At 59.7% G+C, this 18948-nt stretch carries 23 protein-coding genes and 1 tRNA gene; 12 read left to right on the forward strand and 12 right to left on the reverse strand.

Annotation, left to right across the window (positions count from 1 at the left end):
- The coding region (locus tag EGI20_RS04260) for an AAA family ATPase (RefSeq protein WP_498629916.1) at positions 1-972 on the reverse strand (972 nt) is incomplete at its 3' end.
- Complete coding sequence (gene sbcD / locus EGI20_RS04265; RefSeq protein ID WP_498629918.1) at positions 969-2183, reverse strand: exonuclease subunit SbcD; 1215 nt, start codon at positions 2181-2183, stop codon at positions 969-971. The genes sbcD and EGI20_RS04260, both read right to left, overlap by 4 nt.
- Before the next feature lie 89 nt (positions 2184-2272).
- Between sbcD and EGI20_RS04270 the strand changes: the two genes are divergently transcribed.
- Positions 2273-2770 (forward strand): hypothetical protein, encoded by a 498-nt coding sequence (locus tag EGI20_RS04270; protein WP_498629920.1) that lies wholly within the window; start codon positions 2273-2275, stop codon positions 2768-2770.
- A 65-nt stretch (positions 2771-2835) separates the two neighbouring features.
- On the opposite strand, the gene EGI20_RS04275 is transcribed toward EGI20_RS04270, so the two are convergent.
- On the reverse strand, positions 2836-3372 hold the full coding sequence (locus EGI20_RS04275) for a Dps family protein (protein ID WP_498629922.1): 537 nt from the start codon (positions 3370-3372) through the stop codon (positions 2836-2838).
- A 202-nt stretch (positions 3373-3574) separates the two neighbouring features.
- Between EGI20_RS04275 and EGI20_RS04280 the strand changes: the two genes are divergently transcribed.
- Entirely contained in the window at positions 3575-4828 is a 1254-nt protein-coding gene (locus EGI20_RS04280) for an Hsp70 family protein (RefSeq protein ID WP_498629924.1), read from the forward strand.
- A 20-nt stretch (positions 4829-4848) separates the two neighbouring features.
- Here the strand turns inward: EGI20_RS04280 and EGI20_RS04285 are convergent, their stop codons facing one another.
- Positions 4849-5244: a hypothetical protein gene (locus tag EGI20_RS04285; RefSeq protein WP_498629926.1), complete on the reverse strand. Its 396-nt coding sequence runs from the start codon at positions 5242-5244 to the stop codon at positions 4849-4851.
- A 207-nt stretch (positions 5245-5451) separates the two neighbouring features.
- On the opposite strand from EGI20_RS04285, the gene EGI20_RS04290 reads away from it, so the two are divergent.
- From EGI20_RS04290 to EGI20_RS04310, 5 genes are all read left to right on the forward strand, one after another.
- A complete protein-coding gene (locus EGI20_RS04290) occupies positions 5452-5766 on the forward strand; it encodes a hypothetical protein (protein WP_160796287.1) in 315 nt (104 codons plus the stop codon).
- A 79-nt stretch (positions 5767-5845) separates the two neighbouring features.
- Positions 5846-5930 (forward strand) — tRNA-Tyr (locus tag EGI20_RS04295).
- Positions 5931-6029: 99 nt separating this feature from the next.
- Positions 6030-7808 carry an ABC transporter transmembrane domain-containing protein gene (locus EGI20_RS04300; protein ID WP_498629928.1) on the forward strand — a complete coding sequence of 593 codons (1779 nt, stop codon included), beginning with the start codon at positions 6030-6032 and terminating at the stop codon, positions 7806-7808.
- A gap of 262 nt (positions 7809-8070) precedes the next feature.
- Positions 8071-8352: a hypothetical protein gene (locus EGI20_RS04305; RefSeq protein WP_498629929.1), complete on the forward strand. Its 282-nt coding sequence runs from the start codon at positions 8071-8073 to the stop codon at positions 8350-8352.
- 74 nt (positions 8353-8426) lie between these two features.
- Entirely contained in the window at positions 8427-9392 is a 966-nt protein-coding gene (locus EGI20_RS04310) for a YcjF family protein (protein WP_498629931.1), read from the forward strand.
- On the opposite strand, the gene EGI20_RS04315 is transcribed toward EGI20_RS04310, so the two are convergent.
- The 4 genes from EGI20_RS04315 to EGI20_RS04330 all read right to left on the reverse strand — a co-directional run bounded on the left by EGI20_RS04315 (position 9389) and on the right by EGI20_RS04330 (position 12107).
- Positions 9389-10015: a phosphoribosyltransferase gene (locus tag EGI20_RS04315; RefSeq protein ID WP_498629933.1), complete on the reverse strand. Its 627-nt coding sequence runs from the start codon at positions 10013-10015 to the stop codon at positions 9389-9391. The two genes, EGI20_RS04310 and EGI20_RS04315, sit on opposite strands and share 4 nt — an antisense overlap.
- Positions 10016-10040: 25 nt before the next feature.
- Positions 10041-10961 carry an EamA family transporter RarD gene (rarD, locus tag EGI20_RS04320; RefSeq protein ID WP_498629935.1) on the reverse strand — a complete coding sequence of 307 codons (921 nt, stop codon included), beginning with the start codon at positions 10959-10961 and terminating at the stop codon, positions 10041-10043.
- A 100-nt stretch (positions 10962-11061) separates the two neighbouring features.
- Positions 11062-11466: an alternative ribosome rescue aminoacyl-tRNA hydrolase ArfB gene (gene arfB, locus EGI20_RS04325; protein ID WP_498629937.1), complete on the reverse strand. Its 405-nt coding sequence runs from the start codon at positions 11464-11466 to the stop codon at positions 11062-11064.
- Positions 11466-12107, reverse strand: a complete 642-nt coding sequence (locus EGI20_RS04330; RefSeq protein WP_498629939.1) for a hypothetical protein — start codon at positions 12105-12107, stop codon at positions 11466-11468. Before EGI20_RS04330 ends, arfB begins: the two co-directional genes overlap by 1 nt.
- Positions 12108-12349: 242 nt before the next feature.
- On the opposite strand from EGI20_RS04330, the gene EGI20_RS04335 reads away from it, so the two are divergent.
- The 4 genes from EGI20_RS04335 (at position 12350) to EGI20_RS04350 (ending at position 14339) form a co-directional block, all read left to right on the forward strand.
- A complete protein-coding gene (locus EGI20_RS04335) occupies positions 12350-12565 on the forward strand; it encodes an alkylphosphonate utilization protein (RefSeq protein ID WP_160796273.1) in 216 nt (71 codons plus the stop codon).
- Positions 12566-12744: 179 nt separating this feature from the next.
- The gene (locus EGI20_RS04340) at positions 12745-13476 is read left to right on the forward strand and encodes a peptidylprolyl isomerase (protein WP_498629942.1); all 732 of its coding nucleotides are present in this window, start codon (positions 12745-12747) and stop codon (positions 13474-13476) included.
- 95 nt (positions 13477-13571) lie between these two features.
- Positions 13572-14030, forward strand: coding sequence for a methyltransferase family protein (locus EGI20_RS04345; protein WP_498629944.1), 459 nt, complete (start codon positions 13572-13574; stop codon positions 14028-14030).
- 60 nt (positions 14031-14090) lie between these two features.
- Positions 14091-14339, forward strand: coding sequence for a hypothetical protein (locus EGI20_RS04350; RefSeq protein ID WP_498629946.1), 249 nt, complete (start codon positions 14091-14093; stop codon positions 14337-14339).
- Here the strand turns inward: EGI20_RS04350 and queF are convergent.
- From queF to queC, 4 genes are read right to left on the reverse strand one after another with little or no spacing between them, the layout of a single operon-like run.
- Positions 14336-14770, reverse strand: a complete 435-nt coding sequence (gene queF / locus EGI20_RS04355) for a preQ(1) synthase (protein ID WP_124735865.1) — start codon at positions 14768-14770, stop codon at positions 14336-14338. The two genes, EGI20_RS04350 and queF, sit on opposite strands and share 4 nt — an antisense overlap.
- Before the next feature lie 55 nt (positions 14771-14825).
- Complete coding sequence (queE, locus tag EGI20_RS04360; protein ID WP_498629948.1) at positions 14826-15452, reverse strand: 7-carboxy-7-deazaguanine synthase; 627 nt, start codon at positions 15450-15452, stop codon at positions 14826-14828.
- Complete coding sequence (locus EGI20_RS04365) at positions 15440-16423, reverse strand: 6-pyruvoyl trahydropterin synthase family protein (RefSeq protein ID WP_498629950.1); 984 nt, start codon at positions 16421-16423, stop codon at positions 15440-15442. The genes queE and EGI20_RS04365 overlap by 13 nt, the downstream gene beginning before the upstream one ends.
- Positions 16423-17115, reverse strand: a complete 693-nt coding sequence (gene queC, locus EGI20_RS04370) for a 7-cyano-7-deazaguanine synthase QueC (protein WP_498629952.1) — start codon at positions 17113-17115, stop codon at positions 16423-16425. Before queC ends, EGI20_RS04365 begins: the two co-directional genes overlap by 1 nt.
- 378 nt (positions 17116-17493) lie before the next feature.
- On the opposite strand from queC, the gene arcD reads away from it, so the two are divergent.
- Positions 17494-18906 carry an arginine-ornithine antiporter gene (gene arcD / locus EGI20_RS04375; RefSeq protein ID WP_498629954.1) on the forward strand — a complete coding sequence of 471 codons (1413 nt, stop codon included), beginning with the start codon at positions 17494-17496 and terminating at the stop codon, positions 18904-18906.
- The last annotated feature ends 42 nt before the right edge of the window (positions 18907-18948 follow it).

An 18948-nucleotide genomic window follows, 5' to 3' on the forward strand; every position in this document is an offset into this window, starting at 1 on the left:
GTCACGCGCCGCAAGCTGCTGCTCGCCCAGTTGCGCCTGCATGCCGGCCAATGCCTGCCAGGAGGCTTGCGCCTGAGTCAAAGCAATATACGTTGGGCGTAGCGCCTCGGCCGGCTCGCCCAGGCTCAGGCGCTCAAGCGCCGGCGCGGCAAGCCTTGCCTGCATATCCGCCGCGTCCAAGCCCTGCAAGGCGCTGGCTTCTTCCGCCTCGGCCTGAGTCACACGCAAGCGCCATTGGCGCTGTGCATCCAGCCTGGCCGCCTCCGCCGCTAGCGCCGTTTCTTCCTGCGCCAGCGCCGTGGCCTCGGCTTCCAGCACACTGCGCGCATTCTCATCCAGCAAGTCGGCAGCACCCGCATCGCGCTTTAACTGCTCCAAAGCCAGCCTGGCATCGCGGGCGCGCGCAAATGCGCGCTCGGAAATGCGTCCGTAAATTTCGCTGCCGGTCAGCTCTTCCAGCAGTTCGGCACGCTCGTTGGCACTGGCATTGAGAAAGGCGGCAAAACCGCCCTGCGCCAGCAGCATGGAGCGGGTAAAACGGGCAAAATCCAGCCCGGTGATAGCCACGATCTGCCGGAGTTTGTCACCCACCTGGGTAGACAAGATCGTGCCGTCGGCGCGTGCAAGCTCGACCCTGGGCGCCTGCAGCGCGCCACTGGCCTTGTCGCGCGCGCGGCGCTGACTCCAGAATGCCCGATACCCCTCGCCCTGCACTTCAAACTCGACCTCGGCCAGACAATCGCCCGTGTGGCGCGTCATCAGCTCGTTGGCACTGGCCGACAGCGTCTTAAGACGCGGCGTTTCGTGATACAGCGCCAGACAGATCGCATCCAGCAAGGTGGTTTTGCCGGCGCCGGTCGGGCCGGTAATGGCAAACAGGCTGCTACCCTTGAAAGGGGGCGCGTTAAAGTCGACCTTCCATTCCCCCTTCAGCGAATTAAGGTTTTTCAGGCGCAAGGTAAGTATCTTCATGCGTCTTCCCCTGCCAGTTCGGCCAGAAGCAGCGCATCGCGCGCCTGCAAGCTGGCCTTGAGCGCATCCGGCAAGTCTTCCTGCGCCAGACGCCGCTCGAACACCTCGGACGGGCTGAGTTCGTCCAGCGTCTCCCGCGCTTGCTGCTGCAAGGCTAAAGCGCTCTGGCCACGCTCGCGCCGGATACGCAACACTTCGACCGGCAAGCCTTCGCACATGCTCTGGATACGGCCATGCAAATCAGCCAGATAGTCATCGCTACGCACCATGACCTCCAGCCACACCGTCTGTCCTTCTGCAGCCTTTGTTGCGGCAGCGGCAATCTGGTGAGGCAAACTCTCCAGCGACCCCGCAACGACACACAAAGCTTGAAAACACGGCACAGCCAAAGGCGTCACCGACTGCAAGCCCTTGGCATCCAGCTCAACCAGCAGCACTTCTTTTTGCTGGTGCGCCTCGTCAAAACTCAGGGCAATGGGGGAGCCGCAATAGCGGATATGCTCGAAACCACCCACTTTTTGCGGGCGGTGGATATGGCCTAGCGCAATATAATCGGCTGACGGAAAAGCACTGGTCGGAAATGCCTCCAGCGCGCCCACATAGATTTCACGCACCGACTCGCTGGCGCTCGCACCCACCGTAGTCAGATGGCCGCTGGCGATAACAGGCAGATCCAGCCCCAGCGCTTGGCGCTGCGCCACGGCCAGCGCATACACGGCCTGATAATGCTGCTGTATCGCCTGCTGCAAGGACAACTGCTTGTCCGCTGCACTTTGCCCGGGCAGACTTTGCAATACATCGCGCGCACGGATAAACGGAATGGCACATAAAACCGCGCCGGGCTGGCCATTACGCCCGTTTAACACCAGCACCTGCCGCTCGATATCCACAGCCGCCACCACCCGCGTGGACAGATGCGCCAACAGCGATCTGCTCTCGCCCAGTGTAGCCACCGAGTCGTGGTTGCCACCCAGCACCACCAGCGTGGCGCCACTGGCATGCAGGCCAACAACGAATTCGTTGTACAGCTCGCGCGCATAGCTAGGGGGCGCGCCGGTATCAAACACATCGCCAGCGACCAGCACGACATCGACAGCGCAAAGCTTGACTTGCTCCAGCAACCAGACAAGAAACGCCTGATGCTCAGCCTGACGTGTCTTGCCGATAAAATGCTGGCCCAGATGCCAGTCCGAGGTATGCAGTATTTTCATTACGCGCCCGTTTACTCATAGTCGGATCGATTATACGGCCGGATCGGCACTATGCTTGCAGGGCACACAAACCAATAAAGAACCCCGCCATGAAATACCTTGCTCTGTTGCCATGTTTGATCCCCTTATGGGGGCGGGCCGACACCATGCCGCAGACTCCGGTTGCCACCGCCTCTTTGTCCTGCCCCGCACCGGCGCAACTGGGCTTTGATGCCAAGGCGCGCTTGGAATTGCTGCTGTCGCTACGCGGCTATACGCCGATTGCGCAAGGCGGGCAGTGGCTATTCTGCTTTCGCGCCAGCTCCCGCACCGTACTGGCACCGCAAACGCAGTGGCAGAGCGGCATCGGCGTGGGCTATGGCCACTACGGCGGAGGCTGGGGCGGCATGGCAGGCTGGGACTGGCCGCAACAACCTTACACAAGCTATGCAGAGCGCACGCTCAACACCCTGACACTAAGCGTAAGCAAGAGCGGCAGCACACAAGCACCATGGCAGGCAGAGCAAACCGTAGACGGTAAAGAAGAGCACGCCGGTGCTTGGCAACGCGCGGCACTACTGTTGCTGGATAAGGTTCCACCGCCTTGAGTACACAATAAAAAAGCGATAGCGGAATCAATCCGCTATCGCTTTTGGCCAAACCCGTACACTGCTTAGTGGCCGGTACCGTCACCGCGGCGGCTGGCTTCAAACAAGAACCAGGTGCGCCGCTCGGCGGCATCTATCCAGTTTTCGATCAGGCTTGCCGTTGCCGTATCGTTGTATTTGTCGCATACGCTATGGGCCTCGCGCAAGCGGGCAGCCAGACTTTTGCTGTCGTCGCACAGTTCGGCCAGCATATCCAGCGGCTGCACATAATCGGCATCATTATCCAGCACCCGCTGAGTGCGGGCGATATGGCCGATAGAGGTCATGGTGCGACCGCCGACCTTGCGCACACGCTCGGCTATCGGATCGGTCATGCCGTATAGCTCGTCGCCCTGTTCATCCAGCATCAGGTGATAGTCGCGAAAATGCGGCCCGCTGACATGCCAGTGAAAATTCTTGGTTTTCAGATACAAAGCAAAAACATCAGCCAGAATCAGGTTCATCGCTGCGCTGATATCACGCGTCGCGTCACTGCCCAGATCGGTTGGTGTGGAAATTGGCGCCACTCGTGCGCGCTCGCCCTGTCCCTTGGCTACTGACATCGCTTACCTCTCTTCGTAAAAATCTTCACGCGCCATGTGCATCAAAAGATCCGCACAGCAAGTCCAGATGCAATCTTTTGCGTTTAATCGCATAAAAATGCATGTCTTAAGGTATAGCAGCTGTGCAAATGGTTTGCCGCTGCCAGACCTTGACGCTGAATTGGGCTATACTCGCGCGCCTCGAAATTTTGCACCGATATACATGATGACCAATGCTTGTGGCGTGGATTTTGGCACGTCCAACTCGACCGTCGGCTGGCACCGCCCCGGCATCCCCGCCTTGCTGGCACTGGAAGACGGCAAGACCACCCTCCCTTCAGTGGTGTTTTTCAATACCGAAGAAGAATCGGTCGCGGTCGGGCGCGCCGGCATTGCCGAATATCTGGAAGGCTACGAGGGCCGGCTGATGCGCTCGCTCAAGAGCCTGCTTGGCACCAGCTTGATGGATGGCCAGACCGAGGTACATGGACGTACGCTGCGCTTTATGGATTTGCTGCAGATGTATATCGACCAGCTCAAGCAGCGTGCCGAATGCTCCGCCGGCCGCCCTTTGCACCAGGCTGTGTTTGGCCGGCCGGTGTATTTTGTCGACGACGATGCACGCGCCGATGCACTGGCACAAGACACGCTGGCGCAGATTGCACGCCAGGCCGGGTTTAGCGATATCGAGTTCCAGTTCGAGCCGATTGCGGCCGCTTTCGACTACGAGAGCCGCATCAGTCGTGAAGAACTGGTACTGGTCGTGGACATCGGTGGCGGCACCTCCGACTTCACCCTGATCCGCTTGTCTCCACAATCCGCCTTAAAGCTGGATCGTCAAGATGACATTCTGGCCAATTGCGGCGTCCATATCGGCGGCACCGATTTCGACAAACAGCTGAGTCTGGCCACGGCCATGCCGCTGCTGGGCCTGCGCAGCAAGCTCAAAAGCCAGGCCGAGATGCCATCCAGCGCCTACTTCAATCTGTCGACCTGGCACACTATCAACTTTGCCTATACACGCAAGGCGCTGTCTTCCTTGCAAAGCGTGTACTCCGAAGCGCTGGAGCAGGACAAGCTTGACCGACTGTTTACCCTGATTGCCAAACGCGCCGGTCACTGGCTGGCCATGCAGGTGGAGGACGCCAAGATTGCACTCTCCAGCCAGGAGCAGACGCTTTTGCAGCTGGATGAAATAGAGAAAGGCCTGAACCTGAGTTTGAGCCGCGCCCAGTTCGACGAGTCGATTACCCGCCAGATCGACAGCATAGAACACACCGTCAAGCAGGTGCTCTCACAAGCACAGGTCGCACCAGATGCGGTAGACACTGTCTTTTTCACGGGTGGCGCCAGTGGTGTACCCCTGCTCAGACAGCGTATCGCCGCCCTTTTGCCGCAGGCCAAAGCCGTGGAAGGCGATCTGCACGGCAGCATAGGCAGCGGTTTGGCACTGGATGCGGCACGCCGCTTCGCGTAAGCCTGACTAAAAGCGAAGACTTAGCCGGCTAAGCCCTCGACGTGACAGGCCAGCGCCACCACCGATGCGGCAATCGAACCTTGCGGGGCCGATTCAAACTTGGCTCCCACCAAGCCGCTATCATGGCGCAAGCTACCCTGATGATTGCGTACCCGGGTGTGGACAACGGCAAACTCCTGACTATTGCAGTTGACCTTGATTTTCTGCTGTAACAGGCAATCCTGACGCCGGCCTTTAGGCGGGCAGCTGGCCTGATCAACCTGCAGCCACAATTCGGGAAGGGCACCACTTCTGAAGGTCTCCAGATCAAAGGTAATCTGGTTACCGCTTGCAGTCTCACCCAGTAAGACCCAGCGCGGTGCCGCTTCGGCATGGTACCAGGCGCTGACAAATACTATCCACACCAGCTTTTTCATGGCAGCCACCTCCTGCACGGGTGCCAACTTGCACGCTCCTGCCGGTTTTTGCCTGAATGCTAAAACTGCGGAGCTGCTTCGTTTTAGCAGGCACTGCCGATTCCTGTCGCCAGGAACCTGCCTTAACACCCGCTAAACTAAAGGTTTCATGCACGGCGCTGCCGGTGTACCCTAGCGCTCCAAAATTTGACTTGAAAGACCAACACGATGGATCAAACGGTAAAACTGCTGGGCGCTGCCCTGACACAAAAAGGCAAGTACATGATTTTCCTTGCCTCGAACGATGCCGCGGCCAGCCCGATGGGCGCACGCGCCATTGACGACGATGCCATCCGCCTGCTGCTGCCCGAAGCGGTGAGCAAGCGCGAAGACGCCAAAGAACTGGAAGCCCGCCTGCACCGCGCCATTACCGGCAACAAGCAGCAAAAAGTGGTCAAAATCCTGCTGCATCTGATTACCGTCGAACAACTCAAGCGCATCCGCGTCGCCGATATTCGCCGCCTGCCCGCGTCACTGGGCTGAGTGTGCAGCACTTCGGCATGAATCGCCGACATTCGCTTGACGTTTGATATAAACCCATTTATTATTCGCGTCCTCTTGTGGGGGGATTCCCGAGCGGTCAAAGGGATCAGACTGTAAATCTGACGGCTCAGCCTTCGAAGGTTCGAATCCTTCTCCCCCCACCAGTTCCACCCTGCCGCCACGGCATCTTTAGCTCCACCCGTTTCACAACACCTCGCTACAAATTAACAGCACGCCCATGCGTTCACCGTTAAAGTAGCGCCATGCCAGAATCGTCCAAACCCACTCTCGTTCGCATCAGCCCCTTATTGGCGCTACTGCCCTTTTTGCGTCCTTATCGCCTGCGCGCCATACTCGCCCTGCTGGCACTCACGGTTGCAGCCAGTGCGACACTGGCATTGCCTGTCGCTTTTCGCTACATGATAGACCGCGGCTTTAGCGCGGCGAGCGCAGGGCATATCAACTCGGTTTTTATCGCCCTGTTCGCGGTTTCCGCCGTCCTTGCCACCGCTACGGCCGCACGCTTTTATCTGGTTTCCTGGCTGGGCGAGCGCGTCACCAGCGATTTGCGCAGCGCCATCTATCGCCATGTAGTCCGGATGAGCCCGGCTTACTTCGAGACCACACAGACCGGCGAAGTACTGTCACGCCTGACCACCGACACCTCACTGGTGCAAACCGTCATCGGCACCAGCCTGTCCATGGGCTTACGCAACCTGCTATTGATGGCCGGCGGCCTCATCATGCTGTTTATTACCAGCAGCAGCCTCACCGGCTACATCCTGGCCACACTGGTATTCGTCATCCTGCCCATCATGCTGTTCGGCCGGCGCGTGCGCCAGCTCTCGCGCGCAAGCCAGGACCGCATCGCAGACGCCAGCGCCATGGCCGGCGAAATCCTCAATGCCATCCCGACCGTACAGGCTTTCAATCAGCAAGCGCGCGAGGCGCAACGCTTTGATGGTGCGGTAGAACATGCATTCGACAGTGCACTCGCCCGCATACGCGCGCGCTCGCTACTCACTGCCGTCGTCATCCTGCTGATTTTCGGCGCCATTGTGTTTGTACTGTGGCTGGGCGCACATGCGGTGATAGACGGCAGTCTGACACCGGGCGAACTGGGGCAGTTCGTCCTCTATGCGGTGGTCACCGCCGGTGCCATCGGTGCCATCGCCGAAGTGTGGGGCGACATCCAGCGCGCGGCCGGTGCCACCGAAAGGCTGATGGAGCTGCTGGCACTGGACAGCCCGGTGCAGACGCCCGAGCGGCCGCACGCGCTCGCGGCAACAGGCGACGGCATCCGGCTGGAAAACGTCAGTTTCGCCTATCCGTCCCGCCCGGACACGCCGGCACTACACCAGCTAAACCTGCACATCCACCCGGGCGAGCGCGTCGCGCTGGTCGGCCCCTCCGGCGCGGGCAAAACCACCCTGTTCCAGCTACTGCTACGCTTTTACGACCCGGATCAAGGCCAGATCAAGCTGCAAGGCGTCAACTTGCGCACTCTGGCCCTGAATGACTTGCGCCAGCATCTGGGCGTGGTCTTACAGGACACGGTTATTTTTGCCGCGAGCGCACTGGAAAATATACGCTACGGCAAACCCGAAGCCAGCGATCAGGAAGTCTTTGCTGCCGCACGCGAAGCGGCAGCAGACGAGTTTATCCAGCGTCTGCCGCAAGGTTACGCCAGCCATCTGGGCGAACGCGGCGTGCGCCTGTCCGGCGGCCAGCGCCAGCGCATCGCCATCGCCCGCGCCATTCTGAAAAACCCGCCCATCCTGCTTTTAGATGAAGCCACCAGCGCACTGGATGCCGAGTCCGAACAACTGGTGCAGCAAGCGCTGGAACGCGCTGCCGCCAAACGCACCACGCTGGTCATCGCCCATCGTCTGGCCACCGTGCGCCAGGCCGACCGAATTCTGGTCATGGATCAGGGGCGCATCATCGCCGAAGGCACGCATCGCACCTTGCTGCAAAGTTCGCCCCTGTATGCGCGGCTGGCTGCCCTGCAATTCGGTGCACAGGCCGACGAACCGGCCTAAACACACTGCGGAATTTTCCACAGATTCTGTGGAAAAGCAGCCGTATAGCGGGGCAAAGCCAGAAGAAAATCCATATAAATCAATGCACCCGCAAGTGGCGATTAAAATTTGCACAGCACATCAAGCAGGCAGATTCAAGCCGGCAGGTCAAGCCCTGATGCACCCTTTCCCATATCGGAATCCGTCAGCACAACACAAAACCCGGCTGCTAGCATCAGGACATCCGGCACAGCAAAAACGCACGCCACTCCAGGAGCAAGCCATGAGCAAAATCATCATCAACGGCCACAATTTCGTTAAATCCCTGCTGGACGGACAGGCACGCGGCGACGAATTTGTTCAGGCCATCAATGACTACCTGAGCTATCTGGCCGAACAGGCCGAAATGTCCGGCATTACGCTGGAGGTCGAAAACGGCAATCAAACCCCCGATGTATACCGCATCACCGACGAGACAGACAGCGCCGACTTAAGCGCCGCACAAGACTTTATGCAGCACCGGGTCAAAGACTTCTGGGCTTGGCATGGCCGCACACAAGGCTAAACAATTAAGCCAATCGGGAACTGCTGCCGTATTCACTTGCCAAAGCGATATCAACTTATCAGGCCGAACATTCCATGAACAGCGCACAACAACAAGCCATCCTGAGCATCGCCCTGCTCGCCGCCTTTGCCGACGGCAATAACGACGAACGCGAGCGCGAACATATACGCGCGCTAGCCGAATCCATGGGGCAAGGCTCGGGCATGGACCTCACCCGCTTGTATCAGGACGTGTTATTCAAGCGGATCACGCTCGCGGATGCCTGCTCAAACCTGGACGATCAGGCTGCGCGCCAATTTGCCTTCGAGATGGCGGTGTGCGTTTGCGATGCCGACGGGCGTACCAGCGAGGCCGAACGCGCCTTTCTGGCGGACTTGAAAGCCCGCCTGCAGTTGGCGGATGCAGACAGCCTAGCCTTCCAGCAGGAGGCCGATGCCATTGCCGATGCCGGCCAGTATGCGGCACCGCCAGCCGCTGCCGCTGCAAAACAGCAAGCCGCACCAATTGCCAGCAGCAATGCGCAAGACGAAGCCGAGCTTGACCGCTCCATCCTCAACTACGCCATTCTGAATGGCGCACTGGAATTGCTGCCGCAATCCTGGGCCTCGGTCGCCATTATTCCGCTGCAGATCAAGATGGTGTACGGCATAGGCAAACGCTATGGCTATGAGCTGGATCAGGGCCATATCCGCGAATTTTTATCCACGATCGGTATCGGACTGACGTCGCAATATCTGGAACAATTCGGGCGCAAGCTGATAGGCGGGCTATTTGGCAAAGCGGCAGGGAAATGGGGGACAACGCTGGGCGGCGCAGGCACCGGCATGGCATTTTCTTTTGCCAGCACCTATGCACTAGGCCAGATCGCCAAGCGCTATTACGCTGGCGGCCGCCAGATGAGCACGGCGCTACTGCAGCAGAGTTTTCAGGGCATGTTAGGCCCGGCCAAAGAGATGCAAAGCCAGTACCTGCCGCAAATTCGCCAGCGCGCCGGCACGCTGGATGCAGCTGAAATCATGAATCTGGTAAAGGGGCGCTAAGACGCAGCCAGTACGCGCTCGACCTCGGTGTCTTCCACCTGGGTGAAGTCGCGGTAAAACTGCCCGACCGAGGCGAACTGGGCGGGCGCACTCAAACACACCAGTTCGTCGCAATGCGCACGTACCCGCGCACAAGCATCCGGCGACGCCACCGGCACGGCGCACACCAGCCGTGCCGGACCTTGCAAGCGCAGCGCATCCAGTGCTGCCAGCATGGTGGCACCGGTCGCCAAGCCATCGTCCACCACAATCACGATGCACCCAGCAACCGGCAAAGATGGGCGCAGCGGCGTATAACGCGCGCGCCGCGCCCGTATTTTGGCCGACTCAAGCTCACGCTGCTGCTCGATCCACTGCGCATCGGCACCCGCCTGCCCGGCCCAGGGCATCAACACCACCTGCCCTGTTTCACTTAGCGCACCGATGGCGAACTCGGCATCTCCCGGCGCATGCAGCTTGCGCACCAGCACCACATCCAGATCGCCTTGCAGCAAGTCTGCCAGCTCGCGCCCCATCGGCACCGCGCCACGCGGAATGGCCAATATCAACGGATGCTGGCCACGGTAAACCAGCAAGGCCTGCGCCAACTGCCGGGCGGCATCCAGCCTGTCATCAAAGCGCATACACCCTCCCGCTAAATGGTCTTGCTTATCTGCGCCCCCGCCACGGCAGGCGCAGGCCGAACTGACGGATCGCAATATTCAAGCCCGTCAAAATGACGGCCAGCCAGATCGGCCCGTAAGTGAGCAGGCGATTGGCACTCAAAGGCTCGCCCAACAGCGTGATAGCCAGCAAAAACAGCAATACCGGCTCCACATAACCCAGCAAGCCCATCATCCCCAGAGGCAACAGGCGGCTGGATGCCAGATAGCACAGCAAGGCAACGGTACTGATCAAGCCCAGACCCGGCAAGAGCAGCCAGAAGCGCGCCTCGTCCAGCACACCGTAACTTGCCGGACCCAGATAGCACAACATCAGGATAGCGACCGGAAACAAGAACGCCATCTCCAGCGCAAAACCGGTCAGCGCCTCCAGCCGTGCCCAGCGCCGCAACACGAAATAAGGCGGATAACCCAGCGCGACCAGCACGGTGGGCCAGGCAATGGCACGGGTCAGCCACAATTCATGCAGCACCCCGAGCAAGGCAAAACCCACCGCCAGCCACTGCATGCGGTACAGATGCTCGCCATACAGCCAGCGCCCGAACAACACCATGGTCAGGGGTAGCAAGAAATAGCCCATCGCCACTGACATGGCCTCGCCATTGATAGGTGCCCACATAAACAGCCACTGCTGCACGCCAAACAAGCCGGCCAGCAAGGGCATGGCCAGCAGCAGGCGCGGCTCGCTGCGCAAGCGCTGCAGCAAGTGGCAAAACGCCGGCCATTGCCGGCGCAAAACCAGCAGCAGAAAGACGCCCGGCAAAGTCCAGATGATGCGCCAGGCAAAAACGGCCTCGCCGGACAAGGGTGACAGCAAGGTGGTATAGCCGGACAACACGGCAAACAGCAGCGAGGCCAGCACCGAAAGGGCTACGCCGCTACCGGACAGACCAATAGGAGGATTCATGGAAAAACTCTGAGAAAAGACAAGCGCCGCAAGCCAGGCAGACACCGCTATCACGAGAAAAAACAGCACACAGCAAGCGCAACTCAGGGCACAACAGAACTTACTCGCCGGCGACCTTGCCGCGCAGCGCCTTGACGGCACCGCGCTTGGCCTTGCCCTTCAGGCGCCGCTTGCGCGAACCCAGCGTCGGCCGCGTCGCATGACGCAGCTTGGGCACATGGGCCGCTTCATCGATCAGCGCCTGCAAGCGCGCCAGCGCATCGGCGCGGTTCAGTGGCTGACTGCGATGCTGCTGCGCCTTGATCACCAATACGCCCTCGCGGCTCAAGCGCGAATCGGCCCGCGCCAGCAGGCGCAGCTTGATGTCTTCGGGCAGACTGGAAGCCATTACATCAAAACGCAGCTGCACCGCACTGGAAACCTTGTTGACATTCTGTCCACCTGCGCCTTGCGCACGCATGGCCGAAAACTCGACCTCGGTTTCCAGCAGCAGGTAGTGCTGCATCACGCGTGCGCGATACGCAAGTCGCGTGCGCCGTCAACCAGGTCAATATCCTGATAACGCAACAAACCGGGCAAAGTAGCCGGCAAAGCCTCATCCAGCGCCTTGCCCTGCAGCAGGGCGATGGCCGGCGCTACCACACACTCGGCCAGACGCGCCTCGTTATCGACGGCATCCAGTTGCAACGAGTACAGCCACTCATCACCGAACGGCGACTCGGACTCGTCCCAGCTCAACAAGCGCCCTTCCCGGTTGCGCCACGGCTGCCAGCCATCAGCCGGAAAGCCGATATAGGCGTCGTAATCAAAGCTGAACTCGCATGCCCAGTGCGCCACATGCAGCACCGCGCCAAAGGGCTCGTCCGCCCCCCCTTCCACGCGCTGCGGCACGCCGTTGCCGGACAGGCTGATCTGGATATTGATCCACGCCACCTCGACATCCTTGCGGTTTTCGCGCTGCAAAATCGGAAAACTCAAAGCCAGCGCACTACGCTCGCCCGCCGTTTTCTGCACTTCGCTCAACATCTTGCCCGGCTTGCCAAGCTTGGCGGTCGCGATCGCTTCCGACAGCTGGGTATTCAATACCTGCTCCAGCGCCTTGACCTTGCGCCACACCTCGTTGGCATTGTTCTGCTGTTGACTCATGCTACCCATCCCTCAAATCCTTGCGCCGCCCTGACGGGCGAAAACCCGCATGATACCGGCAATCCGCCAGTGCGGCGACCGCGCCCGCCGGCAAAACGCCAGCGCTGGCGTCTACACTGGCAAAGCGTCATCCGGGCAGACAAAGTGGCGCGTTATAACCATTAATAGCAACGCCTTGGTGAACACCGCACCAAAGACTATAATGGCCGATTGAAAACCGGCCCCATCAAGGAAATCACATCATGGACGTAAGAGACAGCAACGGCACTTTGCTTGCCAGCGGCGATACCGTATCGGTTATCAAGGATCTCAAGGTCAAGGGTTCCTCCACCGTGATCAAGCGCGGCACCGTATTCAAGAATATTCGCGTCGATGAAGACGACGATGAGCATGTCGAATGCCGCAACGACAAGATCAAGGGCCTGATGCTCAAGACCTGCTTCCTGAAAAAAGCCTGATCCTGGCTTGCAGGCAGACAAAAAGCGCGCACTCGGCGCGCTTTTTGTCTGCCTGCAAGAAAGCACACGATTTGCAAGACGCGTGTATTGAGATCTGCACAAACGACCCCATTATCGAAAATAATCCGCAGCAAGCACCATGGCTGCACCCACCCTCAAGACAAGAACAGGAGCCTCTGATGGCTATCACCGTAAACGGCGTTGAAATTACCGAATCCATGATTGCAGCCGAGCAGGAAAACCACGCCGATACGCCAAGCCCGCGCGACGCGGCCGTTCAGCAACTGATTCTGCACGAACTGCTACTGCAAGAAGCCCGTGAAAACGGTATCGACACCGCCAATGATGGCGAAGCCATCGGCGCGCTGCTGGACAAGACCTTGCAGTTCAGCCCGGTCGACGAAGTGGCCTGCCTCGAGTTCTACAACACCTACCCCGAGCGTTTCCAGCAAGGCGAAAGTGCTGTTGCCAGCCACATCCTGTTCCCGCTGGCCGGCGACGAGCTGGCCAACAGCCTGACCCGTGCCAAAGCCGAAGGCGTGCTGGCCGATCTCATCGCCCATCCTGAACGCTTTGCCGATCTGGCACGCGAACACTCCAGCTGCCCGTCCGGCCAGCAAGGCGGCAGCCTCGGCCAGTTCGGCCGTGGCCAGATGGTGCCCGAGTTCGAGCAGGTCGTATTCAACACCGAAGCAGGCCAGATCGCACCGGAACTGGTTGCAACCCAGTTCGGCCACCACATCATCCAGGTGAACGAGCGCCAAACCGGCGGCAAGGTCAGCTTTGAAGAAGTGAAAGAGCAGTTGCAGCAGTACCTGAACGAAATGGCCGGCCGCAAAGTGATGCACGAATACCTGGCCAAGCTGGTCGGCAATGCCAAGATCGAAGGCTTTGCCATGCCAGGCCTGTAAGGCTGACGCACAAGCACACACAACAACCGGGCCGCGTGCCCGGTTTTTTTGGTCTGGGGCAAATAATCTGCCCATACCATCAGGGAGCCTGCGATATGGATAGACTCGAGCTCAAAATCCCGCCACCGCTGCTATTTTTGCTTTTGGCGGGACTGATGTGGCTATTGTCCCGCGCCACACCCGATATGCGCGGGATAGAGGCCGGCTTTTATCCGGTGGCGGCGCTAGCCTTGTCCGGCAGCCTGTTGCTGCTTGCCGGTGTCGCCGCCTTTATCCGGGCACGCACCAGCGTAGACCCGCGTAAACCCGATGGCGCATCGGCGCTGGTCAGCAGCGGCATCTACCGCCTGAGCCGCAACCCCATGTATCTGGGCGACTTGTTGCTTTTGGGCGCATGGGCGTTTTATCTGGGCAATGCGCTGACGCTTATCCTGCTACCGGTGTTTGTACTCTACATGAACCGCTTCCAGATCCGGCCGGAAGAGCGCGCGCTAGGCCGGCATTTCGGTGCCGCCTACCACGACTATTGCCGGCGCGTTCGACGCTGGCTATGAAGCACTTGCCTGCGCCGCCTGGCGCAGGCAGACTGCAGCCCTTTTTCCGGAGAACCGCCCTTGCTGACCCTGCTTGCCTGCCGCATAGACCGTAGCCAGATGCTGCTGGTCAATACCCGCCTTGATGGTTACCCCGCCTACTTCCATATCGAGCCGGTCGCGCTGGCCGATTATCTGGGTGTAGACAGCATCCCCGACCTGCCGGCCTGCCTGAGCGAAAACTGGCCGACACTTGCCCCGCTACTGGCCAGACTGGTACGCCGCTATGGCAACGACTTTACCGTCACCAGTGCCATGCTCAAGCCTTAAGCCGGACTCTTCCACTCGGCCTTGGGCCACAGGGGAATGCCGCCGCGCGGAGTAAAACGCCCTTCGACCACGATATGGCGCGGCTTAAGCAGATTGACGAGATCATTGCAGATGCGGCAGATGCAGGACTCGTGAAACTCGCCATGCATGCGGAACGAACCCAGATACAGCTTGAGCGACTTGGACTCGACGCACCAGTCTCCCGGCACCATGTCGATGACGATGGTGGCGAAATCGGGCTGGCCGGTGACCGGGCACAGGCTGGTGAACTCGGGACAAGTGATATTCAGACTGCCGGTCACGCCATTGGGGTTGATCGCGCTTTGGGCATAGGGGTTGGGAAAGCGCTCCAGCAAGCTGGCATCCGGCTCGTCGTAACGGTAGTCGGTTTTCTTGTTACCCAGCGATTGCAGATCGGTATGCAGGTCCATGATATGGCTCCGGATGCGAAAATTAGGAAATGGGGAATAATGGGTACGGGGACCGCTAGCGGATGCCGACCAGCTTGTGCCCCTGCAGCGACAAACGCCAATGCGGCGCACGCATGCAGTAGTCAATGGCGGCGGCGGTATTGCCGGCGCGGGCGCTGTCATCCATAGGCTGCAGCCATGCGTGGGCAAAGCCGGTGGTATCGACATCGTGCGGCAACAAGCCGGTTTGCGGATACACCAGCTTGATTTCATCGCCGCTGCGCTGCACCCAGTCGGCACCCGCCTTGGGGCTGACGCACAGCCAGTCGATGCCGGCCGGCGCAGCCAGCGTGCCGTTGGTTTCCACCCCGACTTCAAAGCCACGCTCGTGCAGCGCTGCTATCAGCGCCTCGTCCAGTTGCAATAGCGGCTCGCCGCCGGTAAACACCACATAGGGCGTACCGCCCTGCCCTTGCCACTGGCGGCAGATATGGTCGGCCAGCACCTCCGAACAGGCGAAACGTCCGCCATCGGGCCCGACTCCGACAAAATCGGTATCACAGAAGCGGCAAATCGACTTGGCGCGGTCCACCTCGCGCCCGCTCCACAAGTTGCAGCCACTAAAGCGGCAGAACACCGCCGCACGGCCGGCATGTACGCCCTCGCCCTGCAGCGTATAGAAAATCTCTTTTACCGTGTACATGCACGCTCCCCGTCCAGCCACAGCAGCGCGCCGTCGGTTTCGTTTTCCAACAGGTCGATACGCACCAGTTGCGGCAGCGCAAAATGCGTCGCCAGATAGCGGGCGATGCCGGCGCAGTCAGTCGCATCAATGCCCGGCAACTGATCCAGCGCATGGTGGTCCAGCCGGGCATACAGCGGCTTGAATAGGGCCTTGACCTCGCCGAAGTCGCGTACCCAGCCCTGCTGCGGGTCGATATCACCAGCCAGATGCAGGCGCACCAGATAGCTGTGTCCGGTGTAGCGGCCCTGATCATCAAACGGCACCGCCGCTTCGAAGCGCTGCTCCTTCCAGATGCGCAGGCCCTGATCATCAAAGCGGCTACCGGCCGTGGCAGTCTCGAACACTTCCACCGCCGCCATGGCCGGCAAGCGCGCCGACAACGCATCAAACAGCCAGCACGCAAGCACTTCGCTGGTCGGGTTTTCCAGGCCAGCAATCCGGTTCAAAGTGCCGTGTTGCAACAAGGCATGCAGCGGCTGCCACGCTTTTTCCAGCGCCGCATAATCCGCCAGGCCAGCATCGGCCAGCAGGCGCACGCCAAAACCATGGCCATGCAGCCGCCCGCACTGATGCCCTTCCGGCACATGCGGCAGCCAGTGCGCCGCTTCAAAACCGGTTTTCAGCCAAACCCGCGCTTGACCCTCGGCATCCAGTTCCACCCCGCGATCGGGTGCGCTACGCAGCGACAAGGCGGCAGGCACGGCCAGATCGCTAGCCAGATGACGGATCAGGGTCAAATCATCAGGACAGGAAAAACGGGTATTCAGATCGCAGTAGTCCAGCCCAGCGCATATGGCGCCAAGTCGCGCGCGCAAATCGGCCAAAGGCAGATCGGCCTTGGCTGTTACGGAAAAACTGTGGCCATGGGGAATGGCGGATAGGCTACGGGCTGCCTCGAAGCCTGCCTTGGCAATATGTAGAGTGTGCATCAGCAGCCTCCCACGCGCACAACCAGCGGGTCAGCCACACCGGCCTCGGCAAAGCCCTTGGCACGCAACAGGCAGGATGCACACTCGCCACAGGGCGGCACAGCGCCCTGATAACAGGTGTGACTGTAAGCCAGTGCAGCCAGCGCACCGACCTCTTCGGCCAGATGCACGGTTTGTGCCTTGCTCATAAACATCAGCGGCGCATACAAGGTGATGCGGCTATCCATGCCCAGATTGATCGCCAGCTCCAGCGCCTTGAGCGTGCTCTCGCGGCAATCGGGATAGCCCGAGTAGTCGGTTTGCGCCACACCGGTCACGACATTGGCGATGCCGCACTGCCAAGCATGGGCTGCGGCAAAGGTCAGAAAGATCAGGTTGCGCCCGGGCACAAAAGTGTTGGGCAGCGCACCGTCGCTGCGCACGCCGTCTTCGGGAGCGATAGCCGCATCGGTCAGCGCATTGCCGCCCATGGCTGCAAAGGTATCAATCGGAAGGATGGTATGGCGGACGCCAGCCATGGCCGCGATGGTGCGGGCGGCATCCAGCTCCACACGGTGGCGCTGGCCGTAATCGAAAGTCACGGTCTCTACATGGGCAAAGCGCGACCGGGCCCAGTACAAACAGGTGGTCGAGTCTTGTCCTCCGGACAGCACAACAAGGGCGCGGTCGGGTTCCAGCGGGGTATGGCTCATATTGTCCTTCGAGAACAGTCGAAGTGAATCGGAAAGCTGCCGCTCGGTCTCGCGGCGCGGGGCGCATTCTAAAGGCAAGCGACTACTACTGCCAAGCACAAAGTCTTGCACGAGCCAAAAAGCCATGCAGGGGCTGTTGCATGCAAAAAGTCGGCAAACACCCGACAAGACGCTGCAAAACCCGATGCGCCGTCTATAACACAGAGCAGTTGCCGTACTACCGATTGGTCATATACCAGCCATGCCAAACCGAAAGCACACAGGGTTTGCATCCCGGCTAAAGGGTTCAGCTACACCGCAGCACGCTATTTCGCATTTTGACGCCGATGCCGCGGCAAGCATCCAGCTTGCAGCACATCAATTTTTCTGGAGGAAGTCATGTCTGACAACAGACTGAAACTGGGTGCCCTCACCGCACTGGTGGTCGGCTCAATGATAGGTGGCGGCATTTTCTCGCTACCTCAGAACATGGCGGCCGGAGCAGGAGCCGGCGCCATTATCATAGGTTGGGCTATTACCTTTGTCGGCATGCTGGCACTGGCTTTTGTTTTCCAGCAACTGGCCACCCGAAAACCCGAAGTCACTGGCGGCGTCTACGGCTATGCTCGCGCCGCACTAGGTGACTATGTCGGTTTCAACTCGGCCTGGGGCTACTGGATCTCGGCCTGGATAGGCAACGTCGCCTACTTTGTGGTGATGTTCTCCGCCCTGTCGTTCTGGTTCCCGATGTTTGGCGAGGGTAATACCGGCGCCGCCATTATTTGCTCCTCACTCTTGTTGTGGGCGCTGCACTTTCTGGTACTGCGCGGCGTGCAGGGTGCGGCGATGATCAACACCATCACCACCATCGCCAAGCTGGTTCCACTGGCGCTGTTTATCCTGATCGTACTGTTCGCCTTCAAGATCGACACTTTCAATCTCGACTTCTGGGGCAAACCCGAACTGGGCTCCATTGTCGACCAGGTGAAAAGCACCATGCTGGTGACCGTATGGGTGTTTATCGGCATTGAAGGCGCCTCGATGTTCTCCAGCCGCGCCCAAAGCATGGCCGACGTAGGCAAAGCCACCGTAATCGGCTTTTTGCTCACCATAGCCTTGCTGATTGCGGTATCGGTTCTGTCCATGGGTATTCTGACCCAGGGTGAACTGGCTGCGCTGAAGAACCCGTCTACCGCCTATGTGTTGCAAGCCGCTGTTGGCCCTTGGGGCGCTAACCTGATGAATGCAGGTCTGGTGATTTCGGTCGGCGGCGCCTTGCTGGCTTGGACACTGCTATGCGGGGAGACGCCTTACCTCGCCGCCAAGGACGGCATGATGCCTGCCGTATTCAGCAAGACCAATGCCAACGGTTCGCCCGAACCGTCGCTATGGCTGACCAACGGCATGATCCAGCTGTTTCTTGTCATCACCTACTTCAATGGCGCGGTGTATCTGAGCCTGGTGCAACTGGCCACCTCGATGATTCTGCTGCCCTATCTGTTCTGCGCCATTTACTCGTGGATGGTAGTTCAGCGCGGCGAAGGTTATAAGAGCGGAGAGTCGACCGGCAAGGATATGCTGGTAGCGGTGCTCGCCACCGTTTACGGCGTATGGTTGCTATACGCAGCCGGCTTGCAATACCTGCTGCTCTCCATGGTGCTCTACGCCCCAGGCCTGCTGTTCTATGTCTGGGCACGCAAAGAAAAAGCTCAAAAACCATTTAACGGCGGTGAAACCATTCTTGCCATCCTGATTGTGGCACTGGGTGTCTATGCCGCTTACGGCTTGGCAGTAGGCACGCTGAAACTGTAAGCCCCATCCGCAACGGCACACGTCAGCCGGCCACAAAAAAAC

It is taken from the genome of Aquitalea sp. S1-19, assembly GCF_024343515.1.

Coding starts and splice junctions, on each gene's coding strand:
- EGI20_RS04280 (WP_498629924.1), top strand. CDS start 3,575: ATGATGACCAATGCTTGTGGCGTGGATTTTGGCACGTCCAACTCGACC.
- EGI20_RS04330 (WP_498629939.1), bottom strand. CDS start 12,107: ATGAGTCAACAGCAGAACAATGCCAACGAGGTGTGGCGCAAGGTCAAG.
- EGI20_RS04340 (WP_498629942.1), top strand. CDS start 12,745: ATGGCTATCACCGTAAACGGCGTTGAAATTACCGAATCCATGATTGCA.
- rarD (WP_498629935.1), bottom strand. CDS start 10,961: ATGAATCCTCCTATTGGTCTGTCCGGTAGCGGCGTAGCCCTTTCGGTG.
- EGI20_RS04345 (WP_498629944.1), top strand. CDS start 13,572: ATGGATAGACTCGAGCTCAAAATCCCGCCACCGCTGCTATTTTTGCTT.
- EGI20_RS04310 (WP_498629931.1), top strand. CDS start 8,427: ATGAACAGCGCACAACAACAAGCCATCCTGAGCATCGCCCTGCTCGCC.
- queC (WP_498629952.1), bottom strand. CDS start 17,115: ATGAGCCATACCCCGCTGGAACCCGACCGCGCCCTTGTTGTGCTGTCC.
- EGI20_RS04305 (WP_498629929.1), top strand. CDS start 8,071: ATGAGCAAAATCATCATCAACGGCCACAATTTCGTTAAATCCCTGCTG.
- arfB (WP_498629937.1), bottom strand. CDS start 11,466: ATGCAGCACTACCTGCTGCTGGAAACCGAGGTCGAGTTTTCGGCCATG.
- EGI20_RS04275 (WP_498629922.1), bottom strand. CDS start 3,372: ATGTCAGTAGCCAAGGGACAGGGCGAGCGCGCACGAGTGGCGCCAATT.
- queE (WP_498629948.1), bottom strand. CDS start 15,452: ATGTACACGGTAAAAGAGATTTTCTATACGCTGCAGGGCGAGGGCGTA.
- EGI20_RS04285 (WP_498629926.1), bottom strand. CDS start 5,244: ATGAAAAAGCTGGTGTGGATAGTATTTGTCAGCGCCTGGTACCATGCC.
- EGI20_RS04300 (WP_498629928.1), top strand. CDS start 6,030: ATGCCAGAATCGTCCAAACCCACTCTCGTTCGCATCAGCCCCTTATTG.
- queF (WP_124735865.1), bottom strand. CDS start 14,770: ATGGACCTGCATACCGATCTGCAATCGCTGGGTAACAAGAAAACCGAC.
- EGI20_RS04365 (WP_498629950.1), bottom strand. CDS start 16,423: ATGCACACTCTACATATTGCCAAGGCAGGCTTCGAGGCAGCCCGTAGC.
- EGI20_RS04335 (WP_160796273.1), top strand. CDS start 12,350: ATGGACGTAAGAGACAGCAACGGCACTTTGCTTGCCAGCGGCGATACC.
- EGI20_RS04290 (WP_160796287.1), top strand. CDS start 5,452: ATGGATCAAACGGTAAAACTGCTGGGCGCTGCCCTGACACAAAAAGGC.
- EGI20_RS04315 (WP_498629933.1), bottom strand. CDS start 10,015: ATGCGCTTTGATGACAGGCTGGATGCCGCCCGGCAGTTGGCGCAGGCC.
- arcD (WP_498629954.1), top strand. CDS start 17,494: ATGTCTGACAACAGACTGAAACTGGGTGCCCTCACCGCACTGGTGGTC.
- sbcD (WP_498629918.1), bottom strand. CDS start 2,183: ATGAAAATACTGCATACCTCGGACTGGCATCTGGGCCAGCATTTTATC.
- EGI20_RS04270 (WP_498629920.1), top strand. CDS start 2,273: ATGAAATACCTTGCTCTGTTGCCATGTTTGATCCCCTTATGGGGGCGG.